This is a genomic window from Microvirga thermotolerans, from assembly GCF_009363855.1.
In the GTDB taxonomy this organism is placed as follows: Bacteria; Pseudomonadota; Alphaproteobacteria; order Rhizobiales; family Beijerinckiaceae; genus Microvirga; species Microvirga thermotolerans.
This window is the reverse complement of sequence record NZ_CP045423.1, coordinates 1,394,064-1,414,510: the sequence shown is the minus strand read 5'-3', so window position 1 is coordinate 1,414,510 and position 20,447 is coordinate 1,394,064. Positions and strand designations below refer to the sequence as shown.

Here is a 20,447-nt window from a genome sequence, read left to right as displayed (position 1 = left end):
CTTCAACCTAATATCTGAGCGTATTTCTTAATATCGGGGAGATAATGAACGTGTTGTTGCATAATCTGCGCAATGATACGTTGTTTATCCTTCGTCCATTCAACGGTACGGCGCAGTCCTTCTTCGTGAGGAACCTCTGCCGCAAAACCAAGCTTCTCCTTGGCCTTGGACGGATCGCCGAAGCGCTGCCCCGAACGATCCCAATCCCGCGCAGGCGTCATGGCGATCGGCGTCGTGTTCCCAGTCAGACGATTCACCCGCTCCGCTAGCTCAAGAATGGTGGTCTCGACACCCGAACCCAGGTTGTAGATTTCGCCCGGCTCACCCCTTAGCGCACAAGCCATCAGTCCCCGCGCCATGTCTTCGACGAAGATGAAGTCGCGGCTCGCGATGCCGCCGTTCTCGACCGGCAGGGCCTCGCCGTGCAGCGACTTCCAGATGAAGGTCGGCGTCACATTGCGCCAGACGGTTGCCGGCGTTCCACGCCAGCGGCCGGCCCCAAGGATCTCACCTGGGCCGTAGACGTTCTGGAAACGGGCCTTCACGAACGGCATACCATGCCGCATGAAGTAGTAATTGCCATACATCTCGCCGACGAGTTTCGAGATCGAGTACGGGCTGTCGTGGAACAGCGAAACAGGCGCGTCTTCCTTCGTGGCCTGCGCGCCATCGAACGTCTTCGCAGCCACGGCGCAGCCTGCCGCAGCATAGACGACCTTCTTGAGGCTCTTGATGTCCTTGAGACGCTCGAACAGCTTCAGGCTGGTGATGTTGTTGTTCTCGTGGTCCGCCAGCGGATCATGGATCGACGACTGGTTCCCATGATAGCACGCCAGATGATAGGCGTAGTCTAGATCCTCATCGAGTTCCCGCAGGATGCGGTCGTTGGTGATCGAGCCAGAAACGAGCCTTACCGCCGGATGATCCGGAACATTGACGGGGTCGGCCGACAGGAAATTGTCGACGATGGTCAGCTTCCGCGGTTCCTGCTTCAGGATGAAGCGTACGAGGTTCGATCCGACGAAACCGGCGCCGCCCACGACAAGCACATTCTTGCCTTCAAAGCTCTCGGCCATGATGGTCTTCCGTAATAATTTAGCGCGCCGGAACTGGCGCCTTGAGATGGCTGTAGATGGCAGTAACGCCGTGGCGGTCATACCATTCCAGCATGCGACGGATCGTCTGCGCAAAGGTGTACTGCGGCTGCCAACCGAAGGTCCGGATCGTTTCCGATGGGTCCAGCACCACCGCCGGGACATCATCCGCGCCAGGTTCGACCTCAGGGACGGGCTCGGACAATGTGATCCCAAGATGATCGACGACGATGTCGAAGATTTCCTTGATGGCATGGCCGGTGCCAGTGGACACGTTGAAGACGCCCGTCGGCGCTCCCTCCTCCATCACCAGGTCCATGATAGAGAAGAAATCGTCCATATCGATGAAATCACGAACCGTCTTTGAGCAGAAGCAGGCCTTCCCGGCCTTAAGCCGTGTGTAGAAGGTCGGGATCGGCCCGATCGCGAGACGAGGGCCCGTGACATTGGCGAGCCGCAGCGAAACATAGGGAAGCCCCGAAATGGCGAGGTAGTTCTCGCCTGCCTGCTTCGAGATGCCATAGCTCGTGAACGGACGGGCCGGAGCAGAAACCGGGATCGGCAATGTATCGGGTCGACCATATCCGAGAGCCGTGTGGAAATTCACGAACCGCTTCACGCCTGCCCTGCGGGAGGCTTCTGCCACGTGAATGGTGCCCTCGACATTGGTCCGCGTATCCTCGATCCAGTTGTCGGGATCCTTGTAGGCGGCCGCCGAGTGGATCACGTGCGTCGGCGCGAAATCGGCAAAAACGCGATCGACGAGGGCACGGTCATAGACCGTTCCCTCGACGATGGTCATCTGCGGATGCTCCTCCGGCAGGGAGCCGCGCTGCCCGGTCGCAAAATTGTCAAGAATGCAGACCGAATGCCCGGCTTCCAGATAGCGCTCCGTCAGATTGGAGCCGAGACAACCGGCACCGCCGGTGATCAGGATACGCATGGTTTCCTCGCTCAGCTCCGGATCTCGGCGCGGGCTTCCTTGAGGTGGGTATAGCCTCCTACCACACCCTCGTTCTGCCAGCGTTCGACGGAAAGACGGGCGATTTCTTCAAGAGAGGTGAACTCTATGTTTCCGAAATCCGCAAAGGTTCGCGAGGGATCGAGCAGGATCGACGGCGCATCGTCCGGGCCGAGCGGCTTCACCTCGGGTTCCGGATAATCGTTGAGCTTCATAGCCTTGACGACGGCGTCGTAGAGTTCCTTGATCGCCACGTCCTTGCCGGACGAGAAGTGATATGTGCCGCTGCCCTTGCCCTGGGCGGCTTCGACGACGACCTTCGCCAAATCGCCCGCGTAGCAAAAGTCGCGCCGCGCGGGGGTGATGAAGCACTTCTGCCCTTTCGAAAGACGTCCGTAGAAGATCGGCAGCGGGCCGGAGACATTCCGCGGGCCAATGACATTGGCGAGGCGGAACGTGACCCAGTCAACCCCCGAGAACTGAACGTAATGCTCACCGGCCGTCTTCGAGATGGCGTAGCTGGAATTGACGGGGTTGATCGGGTGGTCGAGGCGGATCGGCTGCTGGATCGGCTTCGTTCCATAGCAAAGAGCCGTCTGGAAATAGATGAGACGGTCGACCTTATGCGTCTTGCAGGCCTTGGCGATATTGGCCGTGCCGACGGCGTTCACGAGCGCATCGGTCTCCCAGTCCTCGGGATCCTTGTACGATGCCGCCGTATGCACCACCACCTGCGGCTTGAACTCGCCGAACAGGCGATCGATCAGCTTGCTGTCGACAATCGTGTCCTCCACGAGCGTCAGCTTCGGATGGACGGAGAGATTATCCCTCCGGCCGGTCGCGAAATTGTCGATAGCCATGACCTCGTCACCACGAGCAAGAAGCATGTCCACGACCGTCGAGCCAACCTGGCCGGAACCTCCGGTTACAAAAACTTTCATCTCACATCCCTGAAATTACTGTGCCGCAACCATCTGCGGAGGAGTTTCGTCGACCATGCGCTTATACTCTGCCGCACGATCATGGAAGATCTGATGCCACAATTCGAGGCTGAGGAGACCCCAGGTCTTGCGGGAGAAACGCTCGGCTTTGTCGAAATTGCCAAGGATCACGTCCGTATTGAAATAAGGACGGGAACGGTTCTTCTGCGTGTTGAAGACATCCATCGTGAAATCGTGGAGTTCGCCCGAGAACCACTCCTTCAGCGGAACAGGGAAGCCCATCTTGTCGCGGCGGTGCATCAGTTCCTGAGGCAGGTCCGCGCCGAAGGTCGACTTGATGAAGTGCTTCATCTGGCCGCCCTTGAACTTGATGTCCGCCGGAATCGTGGCCGCGAATTCGACAACGGAATGATCGAGCAGCGGTACGCGCGATTCAAGACCGTGAGCCATGGACATTCTGTCTTCGACCTGAAGCAGGGCTGGCAGGAGGCACTTGAAATCGAAATGCGTCATGGAGTCGAACAGGGCCTCCTTGCGCACATTTCGCTCGGAATTGAAGATTGACTGGAACCGCGCGAAGACGGCCTTTCGGTCAATCATGGCCCAATCGACCTCGTTCTCCATGTCGGTGGAGCGATCGACCAGGCGGAAATACCGCTCATCCAGAGGCCCAAAGAGACCCTTCGAGAAAAGCTGCCGGATGAGCGGCTTGTATTCCTGGAGAACGGTCAGATGGGGAATGATCGACTCGGGCGTAACGACGAAGTTGCCGTTACGGTGGGTTCCGTCGATGGCGGAGCTGATGGCCTGTTCGAAATAGGCGATCAGATAGCGGGCGTAGCCGCCGAAGATCTCGTCTCCGCCCTGCCCGCCAAGCACAACCTTGACGTGCTCCGCGGCCAGTTTTGAGACCATGTACTGAGGAAACGAGCCGGGTCCCGCAACCGGCTGGTCCAAATGATAAATCACCTTCTCGATGGAGTCGCGGAAATCGGTGGCCGTGATATCGATCTGGTGAAGTTCGAGCCCTGCCTGCTTCGAGGCGGCTTCGGCATAAGAGCTTTCATCATATCCGGGAAATTCGGTGAACTTCCCGTGGAAACCAATGTTCCCGGAAGCCTCTTCACGAGCCGCCAGGATGGCGATCAGGCTGGAATCGATGCCGCCGGACACGTATGCCCCGACAGGCACATCCGAGCGGAGATGGACCGAGATGGATTCCTGCAGGATCTCTTTCATCCGTGTCTCGAACCACCTGGGCGTATGATCGAAATCGATGTTGTAGTGCACGTCCCAGTAGCGGCGGACGCGAACCTCGCCCTTTTCGACGACAATGGCATGTCCAGGAAGGAGAACATGGACATGCTTGAACAGGCTTTTGTCGCCGATCGTGTACTGAAATGTAATGTACTCGCCAAGGGCGTCCGGATCGGTCGCAATCTCGGGCAGAATGGGAAGCAATGCCTTTATTTCGGAAGCGAAATAGAAAACTCCGTCGACGATGGCATAGTAGAATGGCTTGATACCGAAGCGGTCGCGCGCCGCGAAAAGGCGATCGCCGTCCCAAATCGCGAACGAGAACATGCCCCGCAGATGGTCAAGACAATCTGTTCCCCAACGATCATAAGCCGCGAGAATTGTCTCTGAATCCGATTTGGAACGGAAGTTCCAGCGGTCGGACAACTGCCCCATAAGCTCGACATAATTGTAGATCTCGCCATTGAAAGTCATGACGGACCCGTTCGGAGCAACCATAGGTTGATGCCCCGACGAGGAAAGATCGATGATGGCGAGGCGGCGATGGGCAAGGCCGCAGGCGTCGCCCTCGGAGAGCCAAATGCCCTGCCCATCGGGGCCTCTGTGAGAAATGAGGCGATTCATCGCTCCCAATATTGATCTCAGCCCTATAATTGGACTGCGATCTAAGGATACCGCCCCTGCTATTCCACACATTGCGATACTGCCTTCTTCCGAAAGTCTAAGAGCACTTTCAGGGAAAGTAGAAACCGATATTCGCTGTCGCGACCTTACGAGTCCGTCTGAAAATGCGATCCGCAAAGAACTGAGGAGCGGCTTGCGATTCCATCAAACCGCAATCCGCTCCAGCGTCCTTAAGTACGACTCTTAAGTCGCACCTTACTTCACCGATTGCTATTACCATGCGCTACATGATCACGTTAAACTTCTCGCCCCAGATACCCATATTGACAATCCGCCAAAGGGTAAAGTCGACACTGCGGCGCCCTTCGAGCATGTCGGAGACCAGGGCCCTCGTTCCCTTGGGCTCAAGAAGATCGGGATAGCGCTTGAGGGTCGCCTCGACGCCATCGAGGATCATCCCTTTCAGCGGCCCGCGGAACCAGACTTCTTCCGGGGTCGAAAAGCCGAGCTTGTCGCGGCGCTCGCGCACGCTTTCGGGCAACGTGTGCCTCATGGCGCGGCGCAGGACCCGCTTGGTGTCGGCGCGAACGATCTTGTGCGCGTTGCCCAGGGCGAGATTGAATTCGACGAGCCGATGGTCGAGGAAGGGGACGCGTGCTTCGATGGAGTGAGCCATCGAGTTCCGATCTTCCCAGTGCAAGAGCATCTGGAGGTTGGATGCAAAGGTCAGGACAACGCAAAGCGACGCGATGTCAGTGATCGGCGGCAGGCCGTTGACCTGGCTTGCCACTTCGAGTGCGCCAGGTTGGTTCTGCAGCGGCCGGAGAGCGTCCGAGCCCATCCAGTCATGGTTCACGAGCACCTGACGTTGGCGGAGCAGGAAGGTACGCAGCTGCGGCGGCAGAACTGGGCCGATGAAGCGCTTGAACTGCTCGACGAAAGAGACGCCATGGATCCGGTCACGCTCCACCATCGTGCGGAGCAAAGTGACGTAGTCGCGTCGCCGGATGAGATCCGACATGTAGTAGACGTATGACGAATGATAGCCTGCAAGCTGCTCGTCAGCCCCCTGGCCGTCGAGCATGACCTTGATGCCGGCCTTCTTCGCCTCCTCAAACACGCACCATTGCGCAAATATGGATGTCGAACCGAACGGCTCGTCCTGGTGCCAGGTGATGTCCGCGGCACGCTTGAAGACCTCTTCCGCCCGCGGAAAGATGTAGTGAGGATTGGCACCCGTTTTCGCGACAACGGCCTCCATGAACGGCTTCTCGTCGACGCTCTTCTCTGCGTAACAGGCCGAGACCGTGTTGACCCGCGCCCCCTCGCCCTCCTCGGCCAGCATGTCCGACATCAGGCAAACGATAGCCGAGGAGTCGAGTCCGCCCGACAGGCAGGAGCCGATGGGCACGTCCGAGCGCAAATGCATGCGCACGGAGTCCGTCAGTAGCTGGCGGAAGCGATCTGCGGCCTCCGCTTCCGAAATGTCGAGTGTCGAGTGAGCGGGAATGTTGTACCAGCGCCGGGGCTCGCAGGCTCCCTGCAAGGGTCGCGATGCATCGATGGTGACGCAGCAGCCCGCTTGGACCTGCATGACGCCTTCGAACAGGGTCTCGCGGGTATGGTCGCTGATCCCCGATGCAAGGAAGTCCCTTACGCGGGCCAGGTTCATGCGATTCCCAGCACCCTGGAGTCCCAGGAGCTGCTTGATCTCCGACGCGAACGCAATGCCGCGGGGATTCGCGACGAAATAGAGCGGCTTGATGCCGAACCGATCCCGGGCTGCGAAAAGGCGCTGATCGCGCGCATCCCAGATCAGGAAGGCAAACATGCCCAGGAACCGGTCCAGGCACTTCTCGCCCCATTCCTGATATGCGGTCAGCAGGACTTCGCTGTCGCTGTCCGAACGGAATACATATCCCTTGGCTCTGAGTTCTTCACGCAGCTCGATGTAGTTGTAGATCTCGCCATTGAAGACCAAGTTGAAGCGTCCGGAGACATCGGCCATCGGCTGCAGCCCGGCATCGCTGACGTCGATGATCGCAAGGCGGCGGTGGCCGAGTGCAACCGGTCCGGCAGCAGACGAGAATTCCTGCCAGCCTGTTCCATCCGGCCCTCGATGGGAGATCCGGTCAATCCTATCGCGCTCGGGCTGGAAGCCAACAGAACCAAAGAGTCCGCACATTGTTCAAGACTTTCGATTGGTATCGACGAGCTGCTCGCAGAGAGAGATCAGAGTCTCGCTCTCCTTCTGCCAGTTCAGATCGCGTGCCGCTTCCAGAGAGCGGCGTTTGTGATGTTCGATCGACTCTCGATTGAAGGAGTTGATGGCGGCCGCAATCGTCTCCGGCTCCATTCCGGCAAACAAGACCCCCAGATCGTACTGCTTCAGCAGGCGGGCCATTTCCGGAAGATCGGACACGCAAAGCGCCAGGCCAGCCATCGTGTACTCGAAGAACTTGTTCGGCAGGGCAAAGCGATTGTGCCGGGAATGATCCGGCAGGGCGAACAGCCCGATATCGAAGGCATTGGCCTCCCTCACCAGATCGGTCATGGGTACGGGGGGCACCAGCCGGACCCGATCCCCTACACGATTCTCAGCGATTCGGGCCTCCAAGTGCGAGCGGTATTCAGGAGAGACCGGCCCTCGAATCGTCAAGCGGAACTCGGGGCGCCACTTTGCAACGCTGGCAATGCACGCCTCCAGGCCGCGACCGGGAGATACGATGCCATGATACAACACCTCGATTCGCTCGCCTACCGGCCGGAAAGGCATCTCCTGGTAGCTCGGCGTGTTGCGGATGACGATGGGACGCTTCTTGAGGCCGTACAATTCCTGAAGGCGGTCGGCAATTCCGTCGGAGACGCACGTAACGAGTTGGGCCTCTTTCATGCAGTCACCCTCGATGGCGACGGTCACGGGCCGATGGAGGAGGCGCCACTGGAGACGCTCAGTGTATTCATCGGCGGCAAGCTCATGGGTATCGTAGACGAGAATTGCTCCGCTCTGTCTGGCCAACCGGCGCGCAATCGGGAGCGCAGTCCAATCGTTGGCGAGCCATATGTCGGGCCGATGCTCCATGCCAAGGCGATAGAGATCGTCAAAGCGACTGTTCAGGCGCCAGAAAGCGCTCTCGGCCGTGTGGGGTAGGAGCCTCGGGGCCTGCATGCGCAGGACGTAACGGACTTGGCCAAGGCGGCGCAGGGTCTGACGACGCGTCCAAGACAGCCCGGTCACGCGAGCGGTCCGTCGCACGATTGCGGCTATATCGGGGGACTTGAGGCCCAGCTTGACGGCAACGGCGCAGGCTCTCTTGCGGACAGCGAAATAGAGCTGATCGGGAGCCGTCGCCAGACGAATGAGCTTCTGTCCCGTGGTCAATCCATCCGGAAGGAACTTGGGGAGAGGATCGGACTTGTTCTCCTCCACCTGCCCGACCGGCGCCGGAAGCGGAAGATCCGTCTCGTCACGAATCGGCCAGCTTGGCGGAGAAGACTTGGACCCCGCCAACCCAATGCCGACGACGTCCCAGCCGGCGCGTGTGAATGCATCCCCCTGCCGGCGCACGCGAGGATCGTCAGGAATCTGCGAAAGGGCGATGATCCCGATCGAGAGCTTCCTTCGAAGCGGACCTTCGCCCGATCTCTTCAAAGCATTAAGTTGATCCATGACTGCAGGCAGCGTGTTGGGCAGGTTGAGTATCGAAGCCTAAAGCAAACCCGACGCAATAGAAGATGAACCCGGCCGTGTCTAGGGCCGGCCGGCAACCGTTGCCCGGACCATCGATGAAAGCCCCGGTCGAAGAATGCGGTCAGGGCCTGCCAATGCTGCCTCCTGCCTAAATTCCTTTAAAGAGACGTCTTCGATAAGACAGACTCGCGATCGCCGGCAAGACTCAGATTCGATATGTCGCATAACAAGGCTTGTCATAGGATCAGCCCTCTTCCAGGGAGATCAAACTTTGCGGCAATTTCGGCCATCTAATCCCAGCCCACAATAAATGCATGTTCGAAGCGTCGAGTTATTGATCCCGAGAACGCTGCCGCGCCTCGAGGATGTCATAGCATCCAAAGGATAATCTTCCCTCTTGCAGCGCGGGGTTTCACACCCGTCCGGGGAACTCCCTTCAGCAACATCGTGGACACCGGCCATTACTGTCGAAAACAGTTTAGAGCCGCCGGAACCATCCATTTCTCCCGTGGTTTTCAAGGCACAGTTAACCGCTTAGGAGGCTTGTGATGGCAGGAAGTTCGACTTCGAAGCGTGGCTTCGCATCGATGGACGGTGACCGGCAGCGGGAGATTGCGAGCAAGGGCGGCAAGAGCGTCCCCGCCGAGAAGCGCTCGTTCTCCCAGGACCGGGAGCTGGCGTCCGAAGCGGGCCGCAAGGGCGGTCAGGCATCCGGGAGCAATCGCTCCAGCCAGGAGTGAGGTCTTATCGTCCCACCCGTTCAAAAGGGGCCGCTCGACGGCCCCTTTTCCTTGCCTGGAGGATTCGGAGTCAGGCTCGGAGTAGCAGGCGCGTCGACCAAGGCACCTTCAGGGAATGAAGGGAACCGTGCCTCCGCCCGGCAGTCTGTCCAGGATAGGTATCCGCAACGGTCGGCGCATCGAGATACCGCAAACCGGCCCTAAAGATGGGCACGGCCCGGCCGGACGCCCCTAAAGATTCCATGGTTTCAATAGCTTAGCCAATACGAAAGCCGCCGCCGCGCCTGCGGTCAGTGATGGAAATGGAACGATGCCTCCAGTTCGAAGCGACTGGGAGCGTCGACCAGCCCCCCGTCGCCGACGATGGCCCGGAACTCCTCGAGGCTCGGCCGCTCCAGGGCCAGACCGCCGTGGTCGATTTGCCGCAGGAGGTCGGCCGCCATCCCGAAGATGAAATCGAAAGAAACGACACCGAGGGCGGCTGCCGCCTCGAATGCGAGCTCGGACTCCGGCTCCTGGGCGGCAGCGATCAGAGAGAGAATGCAATATTCGTCCAGGCTGCCCCTGCGCGATCCCAAGGGACGATGAGCCAGTGGCCCTCCCCTTTGGCGGCCGAGAGCGAAAGCGAGGAGCATGGCGTCGGACACCGCAGCCCGCGCGGCCGCCGGCTCCATGAAGCGAGCAAGATCGCGCTCCGGCCCCTCGAGGATGTGCAGGTCGTACCGGTCCGAGAGAGCCTCCAGGGAGCGGAAGGCATCGATCAAAGGGACGATGGAGGGGCGGAAGAGGACCGCCACGGGGCCCTCCTCCGCAGGAAAGCTTCTCATATCGGGCATGAAATACAGGCTTCGGAACAAATGGATCAGAGGTGGCGCCCCGCCTCCCCCGCTGCGCTGGCCCGCGACGAGGGAACGACCAGATGGCGCCGGAGCATCAAGGGACAGACCACCCCGTCCTGCTGGCGAACGGGCACGATCCCGCTGAGCAGGGCAGCCACAAGGGGCTTCTCCCGGGGCGGGGTGCTCGAAGCCAGGCGGCAGAATTCGTCAGGAACCATCTCCTGGGCCAGAACGGCATCGAGTTCGTTGGTGGCAGTCATGGGAAACCTCCGCATCTGCGGGGGCAACGTGCCGCTTCGGTCACGGTTCCTCGTGCGGCAATGCGCCTCTCCGGGGCGGGGGAGAAACTTTTTTGAAGAAAGTCGGGAACCGGCGCCCTCGGTCGGCGTTTCCTGCTCAACCGGTTCAAATGCCCCCTGAGCCGGCACCTTTCAGGGCGCGGTCGAAAGACCGCGCCTTTTCTTATTCCTCGCCATCGCGCTCGCCGGGCCGACAAAAGAAGACGGCGCCCAAAGGGCGCCGTCGAAGCTTGGCAATGCGGGCGGAAGCTTACTGCTTGGGAGCAGCCGTTCCGGTCGCCGTGCCGTTGTGGGCCTTCTTGTCGAACTTCGGCGCCGCCTGCAGCTCGGCCTTGGTCATGCGCAGGATCACCCGCTCCGGCTCGTTGTCGTCGCTGCTGGCAGAAGTGCCCGTCGTGGTGCGGGTCGAACCGGTGGCGTTCACGGCATTGTTGTTCGCCGTGGAAGCGGTCGAGCCGGTGGTGGAAACGCTGCTGCCCGAGGTGTCGCTGCCGGCCTTGTTCATGGCGTTCACCTGCTCGCGGGTGGCGAACTCGAGCGCGTTGAAGGGAACGGCCACGTCCTTCTCGCCGATGCCGAGGAAGCCGCCGACGCCGATCACGGCCGCCACCGCCTGTCCGTTGCGGTCGACGATCACGTCGTTGATGTCACCGATGGACTCGTTGTTCGTGCTGATCACCTTGGTGCCGATCAGGTCGGAGGCCATCATCTGGTTGGCCTGCATCTGCGTCATGAACTGGCCCTGCATGGCGCCGGATTGCGCCATCGTCGAGGACTTCGAAGTGCTCATGGACGAGGAATTCATCGAAGAGTCGGTGCTGCCGGGCTTCATTGCCGGGGAGCCCGATGTGGTGGAGCCCGATCCCGTCGCTGCCGGACGATCGGTCGCTCCCGAGGACGGGGCGGTCGAGGTCTGAGCGAATGCAGGCGCCGCGAAAATAGTGGCGACAAGGCAGGCAGCCATATGCTTCTTAAGCATTGCAGTTTCTCCTAATGGTCAGTAATTCGCATGGTACGCCTGAGCGCGTGTCGGTTTAACGCAATCTTGGCGTTGTCGTTCCGACGAATTTTTCCATAAGAGCCCGCCCGATCTCATATGCCGGATCTTTTCTCCAGGCTCGACATTCGAACTCTATGCAATCATTTTTGAAACCATTGCAAAATGGCGCGCGCGAATACTTTCCCGCCTGTTCAGGCAGCCTGGCGCCTATCGATCGCGATTAACAACCGGCTTCGCGTTTGGTTCCCGCTCAGGGTTTTCCATCAAGGATCCGGCGGGGCGAGAGCGGATTCGGCCGGTTCAGGCTTCCTCGCGCTCGCGCGTCCTCTCCGCGGGTCTTGTCTGGGAGGAGGAGGGCCTGCGGAACAGAAGCGCCATGGCGCGCCGCATGGCGAAGGTCCGCGGCGACAGGGGCTCGTCCGCGACGAGCTTCGCCCCCTGCTCCCTACGCGCAAGGACCAGCCGACGGTTATGGAACGCCTCCAGCTCCGGTCGGTGCCCCACGCTGATGATCGCGGAATCCGGCAGGCGCTCGATGATGCGGTCCATGAGGACGTCCTGGGTCTCCGGGTCGAGGGCGGATGTCGCCTCGTCCATGACGATGATGTCGGGCCGCTGAATGAACAGTTCGGCGAAGGCGAGGCGCTGCTGCTCGCCCCCGGAGAGAGTCCGGTCCCAGGGCTCGCCTTCGTCGTTGATGCGTTCCGCGAGGTGGCCGAGACCCGCGGCTCTCATGGCCTCCTTCACGGCCTCGTCGTCAAGGCTGCCGGTCGGCTGGGGATAGGCGACCGCATGCTTCAGCGTGCCCATTGGGACGTAGGGGCGCTGGGGCATGAAAAAGAGCTTCGCTCCCTTCCGGATGATGATTTCCCCCTCCCCCCAGGGCCAGAGGCCCGCGATGGCCCGGATCAACGTGCTCTTGCCGGCACCGGACTCGCCGACGACCAGCACCCGCTCTCCAGGATGGATCTCCACCTCCGTCTCGCCGACGACGGCCGTGCCGTCGTCCAGGGTCACCGAAACCCCGTGAAGCCGGAGGGCGGCCGTCGCCTCGTCCTCCCTGCGCACGATGCGCCCGGTGCCGGGTCGCTCGGCGTACTCCAGCTTGTCGAGGGAGACGATCAGGCCGGCGACCCGGTTGGCGGAAGCCGTCCAGTCGGCCAGCTTCGGGTAATTCTCCACGAGCCAGTTGAAGGATTGCTGGACCGTGACGAAGGCGGTCGCCGCCTGCATCACCTCACCGAGCGTCATGGTTCCGGCGAGATACTTCGGCGCGCACAGGATGAGGGGGATGACCGGGGCAAGGACGAAGTTCCCATAGGACACGACGGTGGTGCGCATGTATTGGCCGCAGAGGGCTTTCCATTGCGCGATCACATGCCCGAGGGCGATGCTGAGGCTGCTGCGCTCTTCCGGCTCGCCTCCCAGGAGGGCGATGCTTTCGCCGTTCTCCCGCAGGCGGGTGACCGCGTAGCGGAACTCGGCCTCCGCCTGGTTCTTGCCCTCCGCCACTTCGACGAACCGGCGGCCGATGAAGATCATCGCCGTCGTGGTGATGACGGAGTAGAGCACCGCCACGAACACCAGATATCCGGGAATGGCGACGGAGCGCCCGCCGAGCTCGAACGAGATTCCGCCGCCGACCGCCCAGAGCACGCCAATGAAGGTGACGGCCGTCAGCACGGCGGTGGTGACGCCGAAGGCGAAGTCGACAGGGGATTCGGTGGCGATCCGCGTGTCGTCGGCAATGCGGAACTCGGGATTCCTGTGCTCCCCCTTGACCAGGTTGAGCTGATAATACCGCCCGTTCTTAAGCCAGCGGTCGATCTGGTAGTCGGTAAGCCAGGCGCGCCAGGCCCGCTGGGTCGTCAGGCGCCCCCAGACGGAGGCGACGTTGAACGCCACGGCGCCCAGGGCAAGAGGCACGAACAACAGGGCCAGGCGGCCGACCAGGGCCACGTCCTGCTGCTCGAGGGCGTTGAAGATGTCCCGGTTCCAGACGTTCAGCCTGTACTGGATGAAGAGCTGCCCGAGAATGATCGCAAGGAGAGACAGGGTGAGAAACCACGCCTCGCGTCGCCTCACGCCCGTCCAGAAGCCGGATGCCGCGCGCCAGAAGCGCGCGAACAGCCGGCGTCGGTCAACGGCCCGCTCCTCCTCGCTCACGCGTCTCTCCGACGATTGCAAAGCCGGCTTCCGTGCGCCGCCTATCCCAGGATGCGCCCATCTTCGTTCCAGGCCAAGCAGAGGCTGGGGCTCTGTTCGGCCGAGGCGCGCGCCAACGGGCTCACCGATGTCACGCATCCGAAGGTCTGCGGACGCTTCTTCTTCTGCGGTTCGTCACGGGTCTCGTGCTGCTGGGAAGCGGGCTCCTGAGGGGGGCTCCGCCGCTCCTCCTTCAGGGTCGCGACCGGACGGGCGACGCCGTCGAGATAGTTCGTGTTGGCGATCGAATCGGGACCGAACAGGATCCGGCCGTCGATCGCCTCGATGACGAGGGGCGCCGGCCCCGCGTCACGCACCGCCGACGCGGCGGGCGCAGGGACGGGGGCAATCTTCCCGGTCGCGCCGTCGGAGAGAAGGCTCAAGGCGAGAAATGCGCTCCCTACGGTTCCGATCGCGATCGCAGGCAGATGGCGCATATTCCCCTCCCGGTGCGGCAGCTTGGCTACTCTGCCAAAACAACGCAGCCGTTTGGGCGATGTTCCGGGGCATTTACTTTTCGTAAATAAAAGAACAGGTGCGGAACCTTTAACGCTGTCATCGCGTTCTTGAAGTACCGGCCTCCTGGTCCTCCCCGCATTCCCCTTGTGCATTGGCCGGCACCTTCAGACGGGCTTTTTCAAGCCCGTCTTTTTTTATTTGCGCCTCTTGCATCATAAAAGAAATGCCCGGCCGACAGCCGGGCATTTACTTAAGCTAAGCAGCCTCGCGAGAAGGCGCCGTGTCAGGCGGTCGCACGAACCTCGCGACGCCGGGCGCTCTGCTGGAAGAAGAGCGCTTGGCTGATCACGGCGGACACGTTCGCAGGCTGGAAGGGTTTCGCAATGAGGAAGGCCGGCTCGGGCCGCTCGCCGGTCAGGAAGCGCTCCGGATAGGCGGTGATGAAGATCACCGGAACCTCGAAGGCCTTGAGCAGGTCGTTGACCGCGTCCAGGCCGGAGCTGCCGTCGGCGAGCTGGATGTCTGCCAGAATGAGGCCGGGCCGCTTGGCCGAGGCCAGCTTGACCGCCTCGGTGCGGGTCCGGGCGACTCCGATGACGTTGTGCCCCAGCCCTTCGACGAGAGCCTCGAGATCCATGGCGATGAGGGGCTCGTCCTCGATGATGAGGATGTCGGTCGCCATGTCGGCGGCGAGTTCGCGGCCGGCCTCGTCGACAAGCTCCCGGACCGTCTTCGTATCCGCATCGAGGATCTGGCCGACCTCCTCCTCCCCGAATCCCTCGAGGCAGGAGAGCAGGAACGCCTGACGCGGCAGGGGAGTGATCTGGCCCAGGCGCACCTCGGCGGGGAGATCCCGCTGGACCTGCTCGCTGCGGCCGTTCACCGAAAGGGAGTTCCAGATGCGGGTAAAGACCCGGAAAAGCTCGACTTTCACATTGCCGGACGGCCCGATGGTGTCCGGCTCACTGACCAGGGTCTCCAGGGTGGCCGCGACATAGGCGTCGCCAGCCATCTGGCTCCCGGTGAGGGCGCGGGCATAACGACGAAGATACGGCAGGTGCTGGACGACGAGCTGGGCTGTCGACATTCGCTTCCCCTTATTTAGTTTTTGACTCGGTTCTCGCTACGGACCATTTAACTCGGCAGCCCGGAGAAAGTTCCATTCCCGGGAACCTGAGGCAGTAGACAGCGTTATTGCTCGAAAATGAATATACAGATACTGCCAAGGTTAACCATCCTGAATTAGCCTGTGGGTATCGCAAGGGGACCTCTATGACGGGTGAGAAGGGAAACAAGCTGGCTCGGGTCATCCCGGAGGAGTCGTTGAGCGAAAAGCTTGCATCCGAACCGCAGCTGGACAAGACGAGCCAGAAGCGTATCGGCGACCAGCTACGGGCCATGTACGACGAGCTGATGCAGCAGCCCGTCCCGGACCGGTTCAAGGAACTCCTCGAGAAGCTGGACCGGAGCAGCGCGGAGAGGTCCAAATGACTCCGGATCCGGCTCTGCGCGAGGCTCTCCTCGCTGCCGTTCCGAGTTTACGTGCCTTCGCCATTTCCCTGTCGGGACAGGTCGACCGGGCCGACGATCTCGTTCAGGACACCCTGCTGCGCGCCCTCTCCAATCTCCATCGCTTCGAGCGCGGCACGAACCTCAATGCCTGGCTCTTCACGATCCTGCGCAACCTCTTCCATTCCGAATACCGCAAGCGCCGGCGGGAGGTGGAGGACCCGGAAGGGTCCTATGCGAGCCGCCTGAAGGTGCAGCCCGAACAGGGCGCCCGACTGGATTTCGAGGATTTCCGCAACGCCCTTGCCAAGCTTCCTCCGGACCAGCGGGAAGCGTTGCTCCTCGTCGGGGCCTCGGGCTTCTCCTACGAGGAGGCCGCCAATATCTGCGGCTGCGCCGTCGGCACCATCAAGAGCCGCGTCAACCGGGCCCGGTTTCGCCTTGCCTCTCTCCTCAACGTGGACGACGTGGAGGACCTCGGCCCCGACAGCATGACCCGGGCGGCCCTGCAGGGGACCGGTTGAGCCTCGCTCCCGGTCCGGCGCGGCCGCGTCCCTTTTCTGTCCCTCCACTTCTGTCCTTACGGCAGGACGCCCCCCAAACGAAAAACGCCGCCCGCAGGCGGCGCTTTCCGATGCGGACCCGTCCGCGTCAGGGCACGTTGCGCCCGCGCAGAAGCCCGATCACGGCGGAAATGGCGAAGAGCACGATCGCCACGAAGAAGATGAGCTTCGCGATCTCGACCGCCGTGCCGGCGATGCCGCCGAAACCGAAGAGAGCCGCGACCAGGGCGATGATCAGGAAAGTGACAGCCCAACCGAGCATGGTGTTACCTCGCTTTGCATTGGATCGGCCGCAGCCGATGATGTCCGAACAACGCGAAGCGCGACCGTAGGGTTCCGTCTTTCTGACTCATTTGCCTGTTTCGATGCGCGAACGGCAAGTATTGGAAGGAGACCAGAGCAGTATGGAACCCAGATCTGAAAGGCACGTTTCCCAATACAATTGGGAGGCTATTCCGATGAATCGCTCCATTGCCCTGCGTACATTTTTCATTTTTACGATCCTCACATCCCTTGCGGCAGCCATCGGCTGGACGTCCCAGGTGGAAATCGCCGAGATCGTGTTCCTGGTCGGCGCCTCCCTGGCCGCGTTGATGCTTTTCTTTGCATGGATGGCCCCTGCCCCCGCTCCCGTTCCGGTCCCCGTCAGGGTCCGCAACCGGCGCTGAGCGGCGCTTCAGAGTTTCTCCACACGGACTGAGGGCGGCCTTCGGCCGCCCTTTCTTCTGTCAGGAAGCGCCTTCCGTCAGGACTCGGTCGGATCGCCGCCGTTCGGGTGCAGCACGGAGCCGGTGACGTAGGAGGAATCCTCGCAGGCCAGGAACAGATAGCTGGGCGCCACCTCGTTCGGCTGTCCGGGGCGCTTCAGGGGCGTGTCGGCGCCGAACTTCGCCACCTTGTCGGCGGGGAAGGTCGAGGGGATGAGAGGCGTCCAGATCGGGCCCGGTGCGACGCCGTTGACGCGGATCCCCTGCTCCGCGAGCTTTTTCGCCAGGGACCGCGTGAAGGCGACGATGGCGCCCTTCGTGGCGCTGTAGTCGAGCAGTTCGGGGCTGCCGCGATAGGCCGTCACCGAGGTGGTGTTGATGATGGCGGCCCCTTTCCCCAGATGCGGCAGGGCGGCCTGCGTCACGTAGAAATAGCCGAAGATGTTCGTGCGGAAGGTCCGGTCGAGCTGCTCCGGGGTAATGTCCTGAATGTCCCTCTGCGGATGCTGCTCGGCGGCGTTGTTGACGAGGACGTCGAGACGGCCGAACTGCTTCAGGGTCCGTTCCACGGCGGCCCTTGCAAAGCCCGGCTCGCAGACGTCCCCTGCGATGGTCAGGCACTGCCGCCCTTCCCGTTCGACCAGGCGTTTCGTCTCCTGGGCATCCTCTCCCTCGTTCAGGTAGACGATGGCCACATCGGCCCCTTCGCGTGCGAAGAGCACGGCGACGGCCCGGCCGATGCCGCTGTCGCCGCCGGTGATGAGGGCGACCTTGCCCTTCAGCCGACCGCTTCCGGGATACCGCGGCTCGTAATCGGGCCGCGGGTGCATCTCCGTTTCGCGGCCCGGCTGCTTGTCCTGGGTCTGGGGTGGCATGGTGGTGGTCTGAGAGCTCATGGCAAGATCCGCTTGGTGCAGAAAGCGGCCGCGGAGGGCCGCGCGTTCCGGGGAATGCCGGGCTCGAAAAGGAGAAGCCCGCGCTGGGTTCCCAACGCGGGCTCCGGAAGGGTGTTCCTGGGCCGGGCCTATTCGGCCGGCTGGGGCTGCTCGGCCGCCGCAGGCTGCCCGGCGTGCAGGATGTGATAGAGGATGATCGCGCCGAAGGTGGCGGTGCCGATCCCGTCCAGGGTGAAGCCGCCGAGGGTGAGCTTGAAGTTGCCCGCCCCGAGGATCAGCGCCACCGCGACGGTGATCAGGTTGCGCGGATTCGAGAAGTCCACCCGGTTTTCCACCCAGATGCGGCCGGCCGTTGCGGCGATGAGGCCGAAGACCACGATGGAGAGGCCGCCGAGCACCGGGCCGGGAATGGTGCCGATGAAGGCGCCGAACTTCGGCGACAGGCCGAGGACGAGCGCGATCACCGCGGCGACGACGAAGATCAGCGTCGAGTAGATGCGGGTGACCGACATGACGCCCATGTTCTCGGCATAGGTGGTCATGCCCGTGCCGCCCGCCGCACCGGAAAGCATGGTGGCGAGCCCGTCGCCCATGAAGGCGCGGCCGAGATAGGGATCGAGGTTGCGGCCGGTCATCGCGCCGATCGCCTTGATGTGCCCGAGGTTCTCGGCGACCAGGATCAGGGCGACCGGGGCGATCAGGCTGATCGCGCGCATGTCGAAGACCGGGCTGTGGAACTGCGGCATGCCGAACCAGGCCGCTTGGCTCACCTTCGCGTAGTCGATGGGCTGGCCGAGACCCAGGATGTTGGCGCAGACGTAGTAGGCGAGATAGCCGACCGCGCCGCCGATCAGCACCGGCAGCCGGCGCCACATGCCCGGGGCATAGACGGCCACGAGGCCCACTGCCACGACGGTCGCGAGCGAGATCCACCGGGCGAAGTCCGAGCCCGCCTGGTTGTCCGGCGAGGCGCCCGAGGCGCTGGAGATGGCGATGGGCGCGAGCACCAGGCCGATCGCCGCGACGATGGCGCCCGTCACCACCGGCGGCATCAGGCGCTCGACCCAGCGGTGCCCGGCCATCTGCACCACGAGGCCGATGAGGAAGTACAAGGCACCCGCGGCGATGATGCCGCCGAGCGCGAGGCCGATGTTCGGGTTGGGGCTGCCGACCGTCGCGCCCGTGGCGACGAGGACCGGCCCGATGAAGGCGAAGCTCGATCCGAGATAGCTCGGGACGCGGCCGCCCACCACGAGGAAGAAGAGCAGCGTGGCGATGCCCGAGAACAGGATCGACACGTTCGGGTCGAACCCCATGAGGATCGGCGCGAGCACGGTCGCGCCGAACATGGCGACCACGTGCTGGAGCCCGACGACGATGGTCTGCCCCATCGGCAGGCGTTCGTCCGGCATGACGACGCCTTCCGTCTTCAGCGTCCATTTCGGCAGATAACCTTCGGCCATTGTCCTGTCCCCCATGCAATGCCTCGTCGAAATTACCGTAGCGCCGACGGAGGGGAAATGGCTAGGTCCCGAAAGGACTTATTCACGGCCGCGAGGGGCCTGGATCTGGACAAAAGTCCCCTGCCTCGTCACGGTTCGCCCTCCACCCAACGAGGATGACCATGCGGAAGGACCATACCCAGCCGGAAGGAACCGTGCACACCCTCTGGATCGACAGCGCGTGCCTCAAAGGCAACCTGCTCGGCGATCCGGCGAGACGGCGCGTCGACGTCTACGTCCCCGCCGGCCACGACGGCCGCGGCCTTCCCCTTCTCGTGGACCTGGTGGGCTACACCGCGGGCGGTCCGGCCCACACGAACTGGAGGAACTATGGCGAGAACGTCCCGGAACGGCTCGACCGGCTGATCGGCACGGGGGCCATGCCCCCGGTCGTGGTGGCGTTCCCCGACTGCTTTACCCGGCTCGGCGGCAACCAGTACATCGACAGCGCCGCCACGGGCCCCTGGGAAACCTTCCTCATCGAGGAGATGCTGCCCTTCGTGGAGCGGCGCTTCTCCTGCGGCGGCGACGGCCGCCGCGGCGTCTTCGGCAAGAGCTCGGGCGGATACGGCACCCTCGTCCACGCCCTGCGTCACGGCGGGTCCGTCTGGGCTGCGGCGGCGAGCCATTCGGGCGACGTGGGCTTCGAGTTCCTCTACCATCTCGGCGAGTTCGCCGGCGCGCTCCGCCACCTTGCGGATCACGGCATGTCCATCGAGGCCTTCATCCGCAAGTTCGAGGCGGGCCCCAAGGCCAAGGATGCGGACTGGCACACGATGATGATTCTCGCCCAGGCCGCGACCTTCGATCCGGCGCCCGGGGAGTTCTACGGGATACGCCTTCCGGTCGACCTGCACACCTGCGAGCCGATCGAGGAGCGCTGGGCCAACTGGCTGCGCTGGGACCCGCTGCGCATGGTGGACGCGGAAGAGCACCGCGACGCCCTGCGCCGGCTGAAATGCCTCTACATCGATTGCGGCGACATCGACCAGTACAACATGGTCTACGGATCGCGGATCCTGCACCGGAAGCTCGAGGCGGCCGGCATCCCGCACACCTACGAGGAGTTCCACGACAACCACTCCTCGGTGGACTACCGGATGGATACGAGCCTGCCGCTGCTCGCCAAGGCCTTGAGCTGAGCCCGGCGCGAGGCCCCT

The 20,447-nt window shown here is 62.4% G+C and carries 21 protein-coding genes; 6 read left to right on the top strand and 15 right to left on the bottom strand.

Features of this window, described 5'->3' with window-relative positions:
- Nucleotides 1-2: 2 nt before the first annotated feature.
- The 6 genes from GDR74_RS06650 to GDR74_RS06625 form a co-directional block, all read right to left on the bottom strand.
- A complete protein-coding gene (locus GDR74_RS06650) occupies nucleotides 3-1,076 on the bottom strand; it encodes an NAD-dependent epimerase/dehydratase family protein (protein WP_152585570.1) in 1,074 nt (357 codons plus the stop codon).
- Between the two features lie 19 nt (nucleotides 1,077-1,095).
- Nucleotides 1,096-2,037: an NAD-dependent epimerase/dehydratase family protein gene (locus tag GDR74_RS06645; RefSeq protein WP_152585569.1), complete on the bottom strand. Its 942-nt coding sequence runs from the start codon at nucleotides 2,035-2,037 to the stop codon at nucleotides 1,096-1,098.
- A gap of 11 nt (nucleotides 2,038-2,048) precedes the next feature.
- Nucleotides 2,049-2,996 carry an NAD-dependent epimerase/dehydratase family protein gene (locus GDR74_RS06640; RefSeq protein WP_152585568.1) on the bottom strand — a complete coding sequence of 316 codons (948 nt, stop codon included), beginning with the start codon at nucleotides 2,994-2,996 and terminating at the stop codon, nucleotides 2,049-2,051.
- A gap of 15 nt (nucleotides 2,997-3,011) precedes the next feature.
- Nucleotides 3,012-4,949, bottom strand: a complete 1,938-nt coding sequence (asnB, locus tag GDR74_RS06635) for an asparagine synthase (glutamine-hydrolyzing) (protein ID WP_152585567.1) — start codon at nucleotides 4,947-4,949, stop codon at nucleotides 3,012-3,014.
- A 211-nt stretch (nucleotides 4,950-5,160) separates the two neighbouring features.
- Nucleotides 5,161-7,062: an asparagine synthase (glutamine-hydrolyzing) gene (asnB, locus tag GDR74_RS06630; protein WP_152585566.1), complete on the bottom strand. Its 1,902-nt coding sequence runs from the start codon at nucleotides 7,060-7,062 to the stop codon at nucleotides 5,161-5,163.
- 3 nt (nucleotides 7,063-7,065) lie between these two features.
- The gene (locus tag GDR74_RS06625) at nucleotides 7,066-8,547 is read right to left on the bottom strand and encodes a glycosyltransferase (protein WP_152585565.1); all 1,482 of its coding nucleotides are present in this window, start codon (nucleotides 8,545-8,547) and stop codon (nucleotides 7,066-7,068) included.
- Nucleotides 8,548-9,113: 566 nt separating this feature from the next.
- Between GDR74_RS06625 and GDR74_RS06620 the strand changes: the two genes are divergently transcribed.
- On the top strand, nucleotides 9,114-9,308 hold the full coding sequence (locus GDR74_RS06620) for a con-10 family general stress protein (protein WP_152585564.1): 195 nt from the start codon (nucleotides 9,114-9,116) through the stop codon (nucleotides 9,306-9,308).
- Between the two features lie 290 nt (nucleotides 9,309-9,598).
- Here GDR74_RS06620 and GDR74_RS06615 read toward each other — a convergent pair whose 3' ends face one another.
- The 3 genes from GDR74_RS06615 to GDR74_RS06605 form a co-directional block, all read right to left on the bottom strand.
- Entirely contained in the window at nucleotides 9,599-10,105 is a 507-nt protein-coding gene (locus GDR74_RS06615) for a hypothetical protein (RefSeq protein WP_152585563.1), read from the bottom strand.
- 65 nt (nucleotides 10,106-10,170) lie between these two features.
- Complete coding sequence (locus GDR74_RS06610) at nucleotides 10,171-10,407, bottom strand: hypothetical protein (RefSeq protein WP_152585562.1); 237 nt, start codon at nucleotides 10,405-10,407, stop codon at nucleotides 10,171-10,173.
- 289 nt (nucleotides 10,408-10,696) lie between these two features.
- The gene (locus tag GDR74_RS06605) at nucleotides 10,697-11,179 is read right to left on the bottom strand and encodes a PRC-barrel domain-containing protein (protein ID WP_194164647.1); all 483 of its coding nucleotides are present in this window, start codon (nucleotides 11,177-11,179) and stop codon (nucleotides 10,697-10,699) included.
- Between GDR74_RS06605 and GDR74_RS18135 the strand changes: the two genes are divergently transcribed.
- On the top strand, nucleotides 11,178-11,363 hold the full coding sequence (locus GDR74_RS18135) for a hypothetical protein (RefSeq protein WP_194164646.1): 186 nt from the start codon (nucleotides 11,178-11,180) through the stop codon (nucleotides 11,361-11,363). The genes GDR74_RS06605 and GDR74_RS18135 overlap by 2 nt on opposite strands.
- A 383-nt stretch (nucleotides 11,364-11,746) precedes the next feature.
- Here the strand turns inward: GDR74_RS18135 and GDR74_RS06600 are convergent, their stop codons facing one another.
- The 3 genes from GDR74_RS06600 to GDR74_RS06590 all read right to left on the bottom strand — a co-directional run bounded on the left by GDR74_RS06600 (nucleotide 11,747) and on the right by GDR74_RS06590 (nucleotide 15,197).
- The gene (locus GDR74_RS06600) at nucleotides 11,747-13,612 is read right to left on the bottom strand and encodes an ABC transporter ATP-binding protein/permease (protein WP_194164645.1); all 1,866 of its coding nucleotides are present in this window, start codon (nucleotides 13,610-13,612) and stop codon (nucleotides 11,747-11,749) included.
- Between the two features lie 41 nt (nucleotides 13,613-13,653).
- Complete coding sequence (locus GDR74_RS06595; RefSeq protein ID WP_152585559.1) at nucleotides 13,654-14,088, bottom strand: hypothetical protein; 435 nt, start codon at nucleotides 14,086-14,088, stop codon at nucleotides 13,654-13,656.
- Between the two features lie 305 nt (nucleotides 14,089-14,393).
- Nucleotides 14,394-15,197, bottom strand: coding sequence for a response regulator (locus GDR74_RS06590; RefSeq protein ID WP_152585558.1), 804 nt, complete (start codon nucleotides 15,195-15,197; stop codon nucleotides 14,394-14,396).
- 185 nt (nucleotides 15,198-15,382) lie between these two features.
- On the opposite strand from GDR74_RS06590, the gene GDR74_RS18570 reads away from it, so the two are divergent.
- Both GDR74_RS18570 and GDR74_RS06580 read left to right on the top strand, forming a co-directional pair.
- On the top strand, nucleotides 15,383-15,601 hold the full coding sequence (locus GDR74_RS18570) for a NepR family anti-sigma factor (RefSeq protein ID WP_194164644.1): 219 nt from the start codon (nucleotides 15,383-15,385) through the stop codon (nucleotides 15,599-15,601).
- On the top strand, nucleotides 15,598-16,143 hold the full coding sequence (locus tag GDR74_RS06580) for a sigma-70 family RNA polymerase sigma factor (protein ID WP_152585557.1): 546 nt from the start codon (nucleotides 15,598-15,600) through the stop codon (nucleotides 16,141-16,143). The genes GDR74_RS18570 and GDR74_RS06580 overlap by 4 nt, the downstream gene beginning before the upstream one ends.
- Before the next feature lie 127 nt (nucleotides 16,144-16,270).
- Here the strand turns inward: GDR74_RS06580 and GDR74_RS06575 are convergent, their stop codons facing one another.
- On the bottom strand, nucleotides 16,271-16,444 hold the full coding sequence (locus GDR74_RS06575) for a DUF1328 domain-containing protein (RefSeq protein WP_152585556.1): 174 nt from the start codon (nucleotides 16,442-16,444) through the stop codon (nucleotides 16,271-16,273).
- Nucleotides 16,445-16,586: 142 nt separating this feature from the next.
- Here GDR74_RS06575 and GDR74_RS06570 point away from each other — a divergent pair, with 142 nt between their 5' ends.
- Nucleotides 16,587-16,850, top strand: a complete 264-nt coding sequence (locus GDR74_RS06570) for a hypothetical protein (RefSeq protein WP_194164643.1) — start codon at nucleotides 16,587-16,589, stop codon at nucleotides 16,848-16,850.
- A gap of 77 nt (nucleotides 16,851-16,927) precedes the next feature.
- On the opposite strand, the gene GDR74_RS06565 is transcribed toward GDR74_RS06570, so the two are convergent.
- Nucleotides 16,928-17,785 (bottom strand): SDR family oxidoreductase, encoded by an 858-nt coding sequence (locus GDR74_RS06565; RefSeq protein ID WP_152585554.1) that lies wholly within the window; start codon nucleotides 17,783-17,785, stop codon nucleotides 16,928-16,930.
- A 128-nt stretch (nucleotides 17,786-17,913) separates the two neighbouring features.
- Nucleotides 17,914-19,248 carry a solute carrier family 23 protein gene (locus tag GDR74_RS06560; RefSeq protein WP_152585553.1) on the bottom strand — a complete coding sequence of 445 codons (1,335 nt, stop codon included), beginning with the start codon at nucleotides 19,246-19,248 and terminating at the stop codon, nucleotides 17,914-17,916.
- A gap of 161 nt (nucleotides 19,249-19,409) precedes the next feature.
- Between GDR74_RS06560 and GDR74_RS06555 the strand changes: the two genes are divergently transcribed.
- A complete protein-coding gene (locus tag GDR74_RS06555) occupies nucleotides 19,410-20,429 on the top strand; it encodes an alpha/beta hydrolase (RefSeq protein ID WP_152585552.1) in 1,020 nt (339 codons plus the stop codon).
- Nucleotides 20,430-20,447 lie beyond the last annotated feature (18 nt).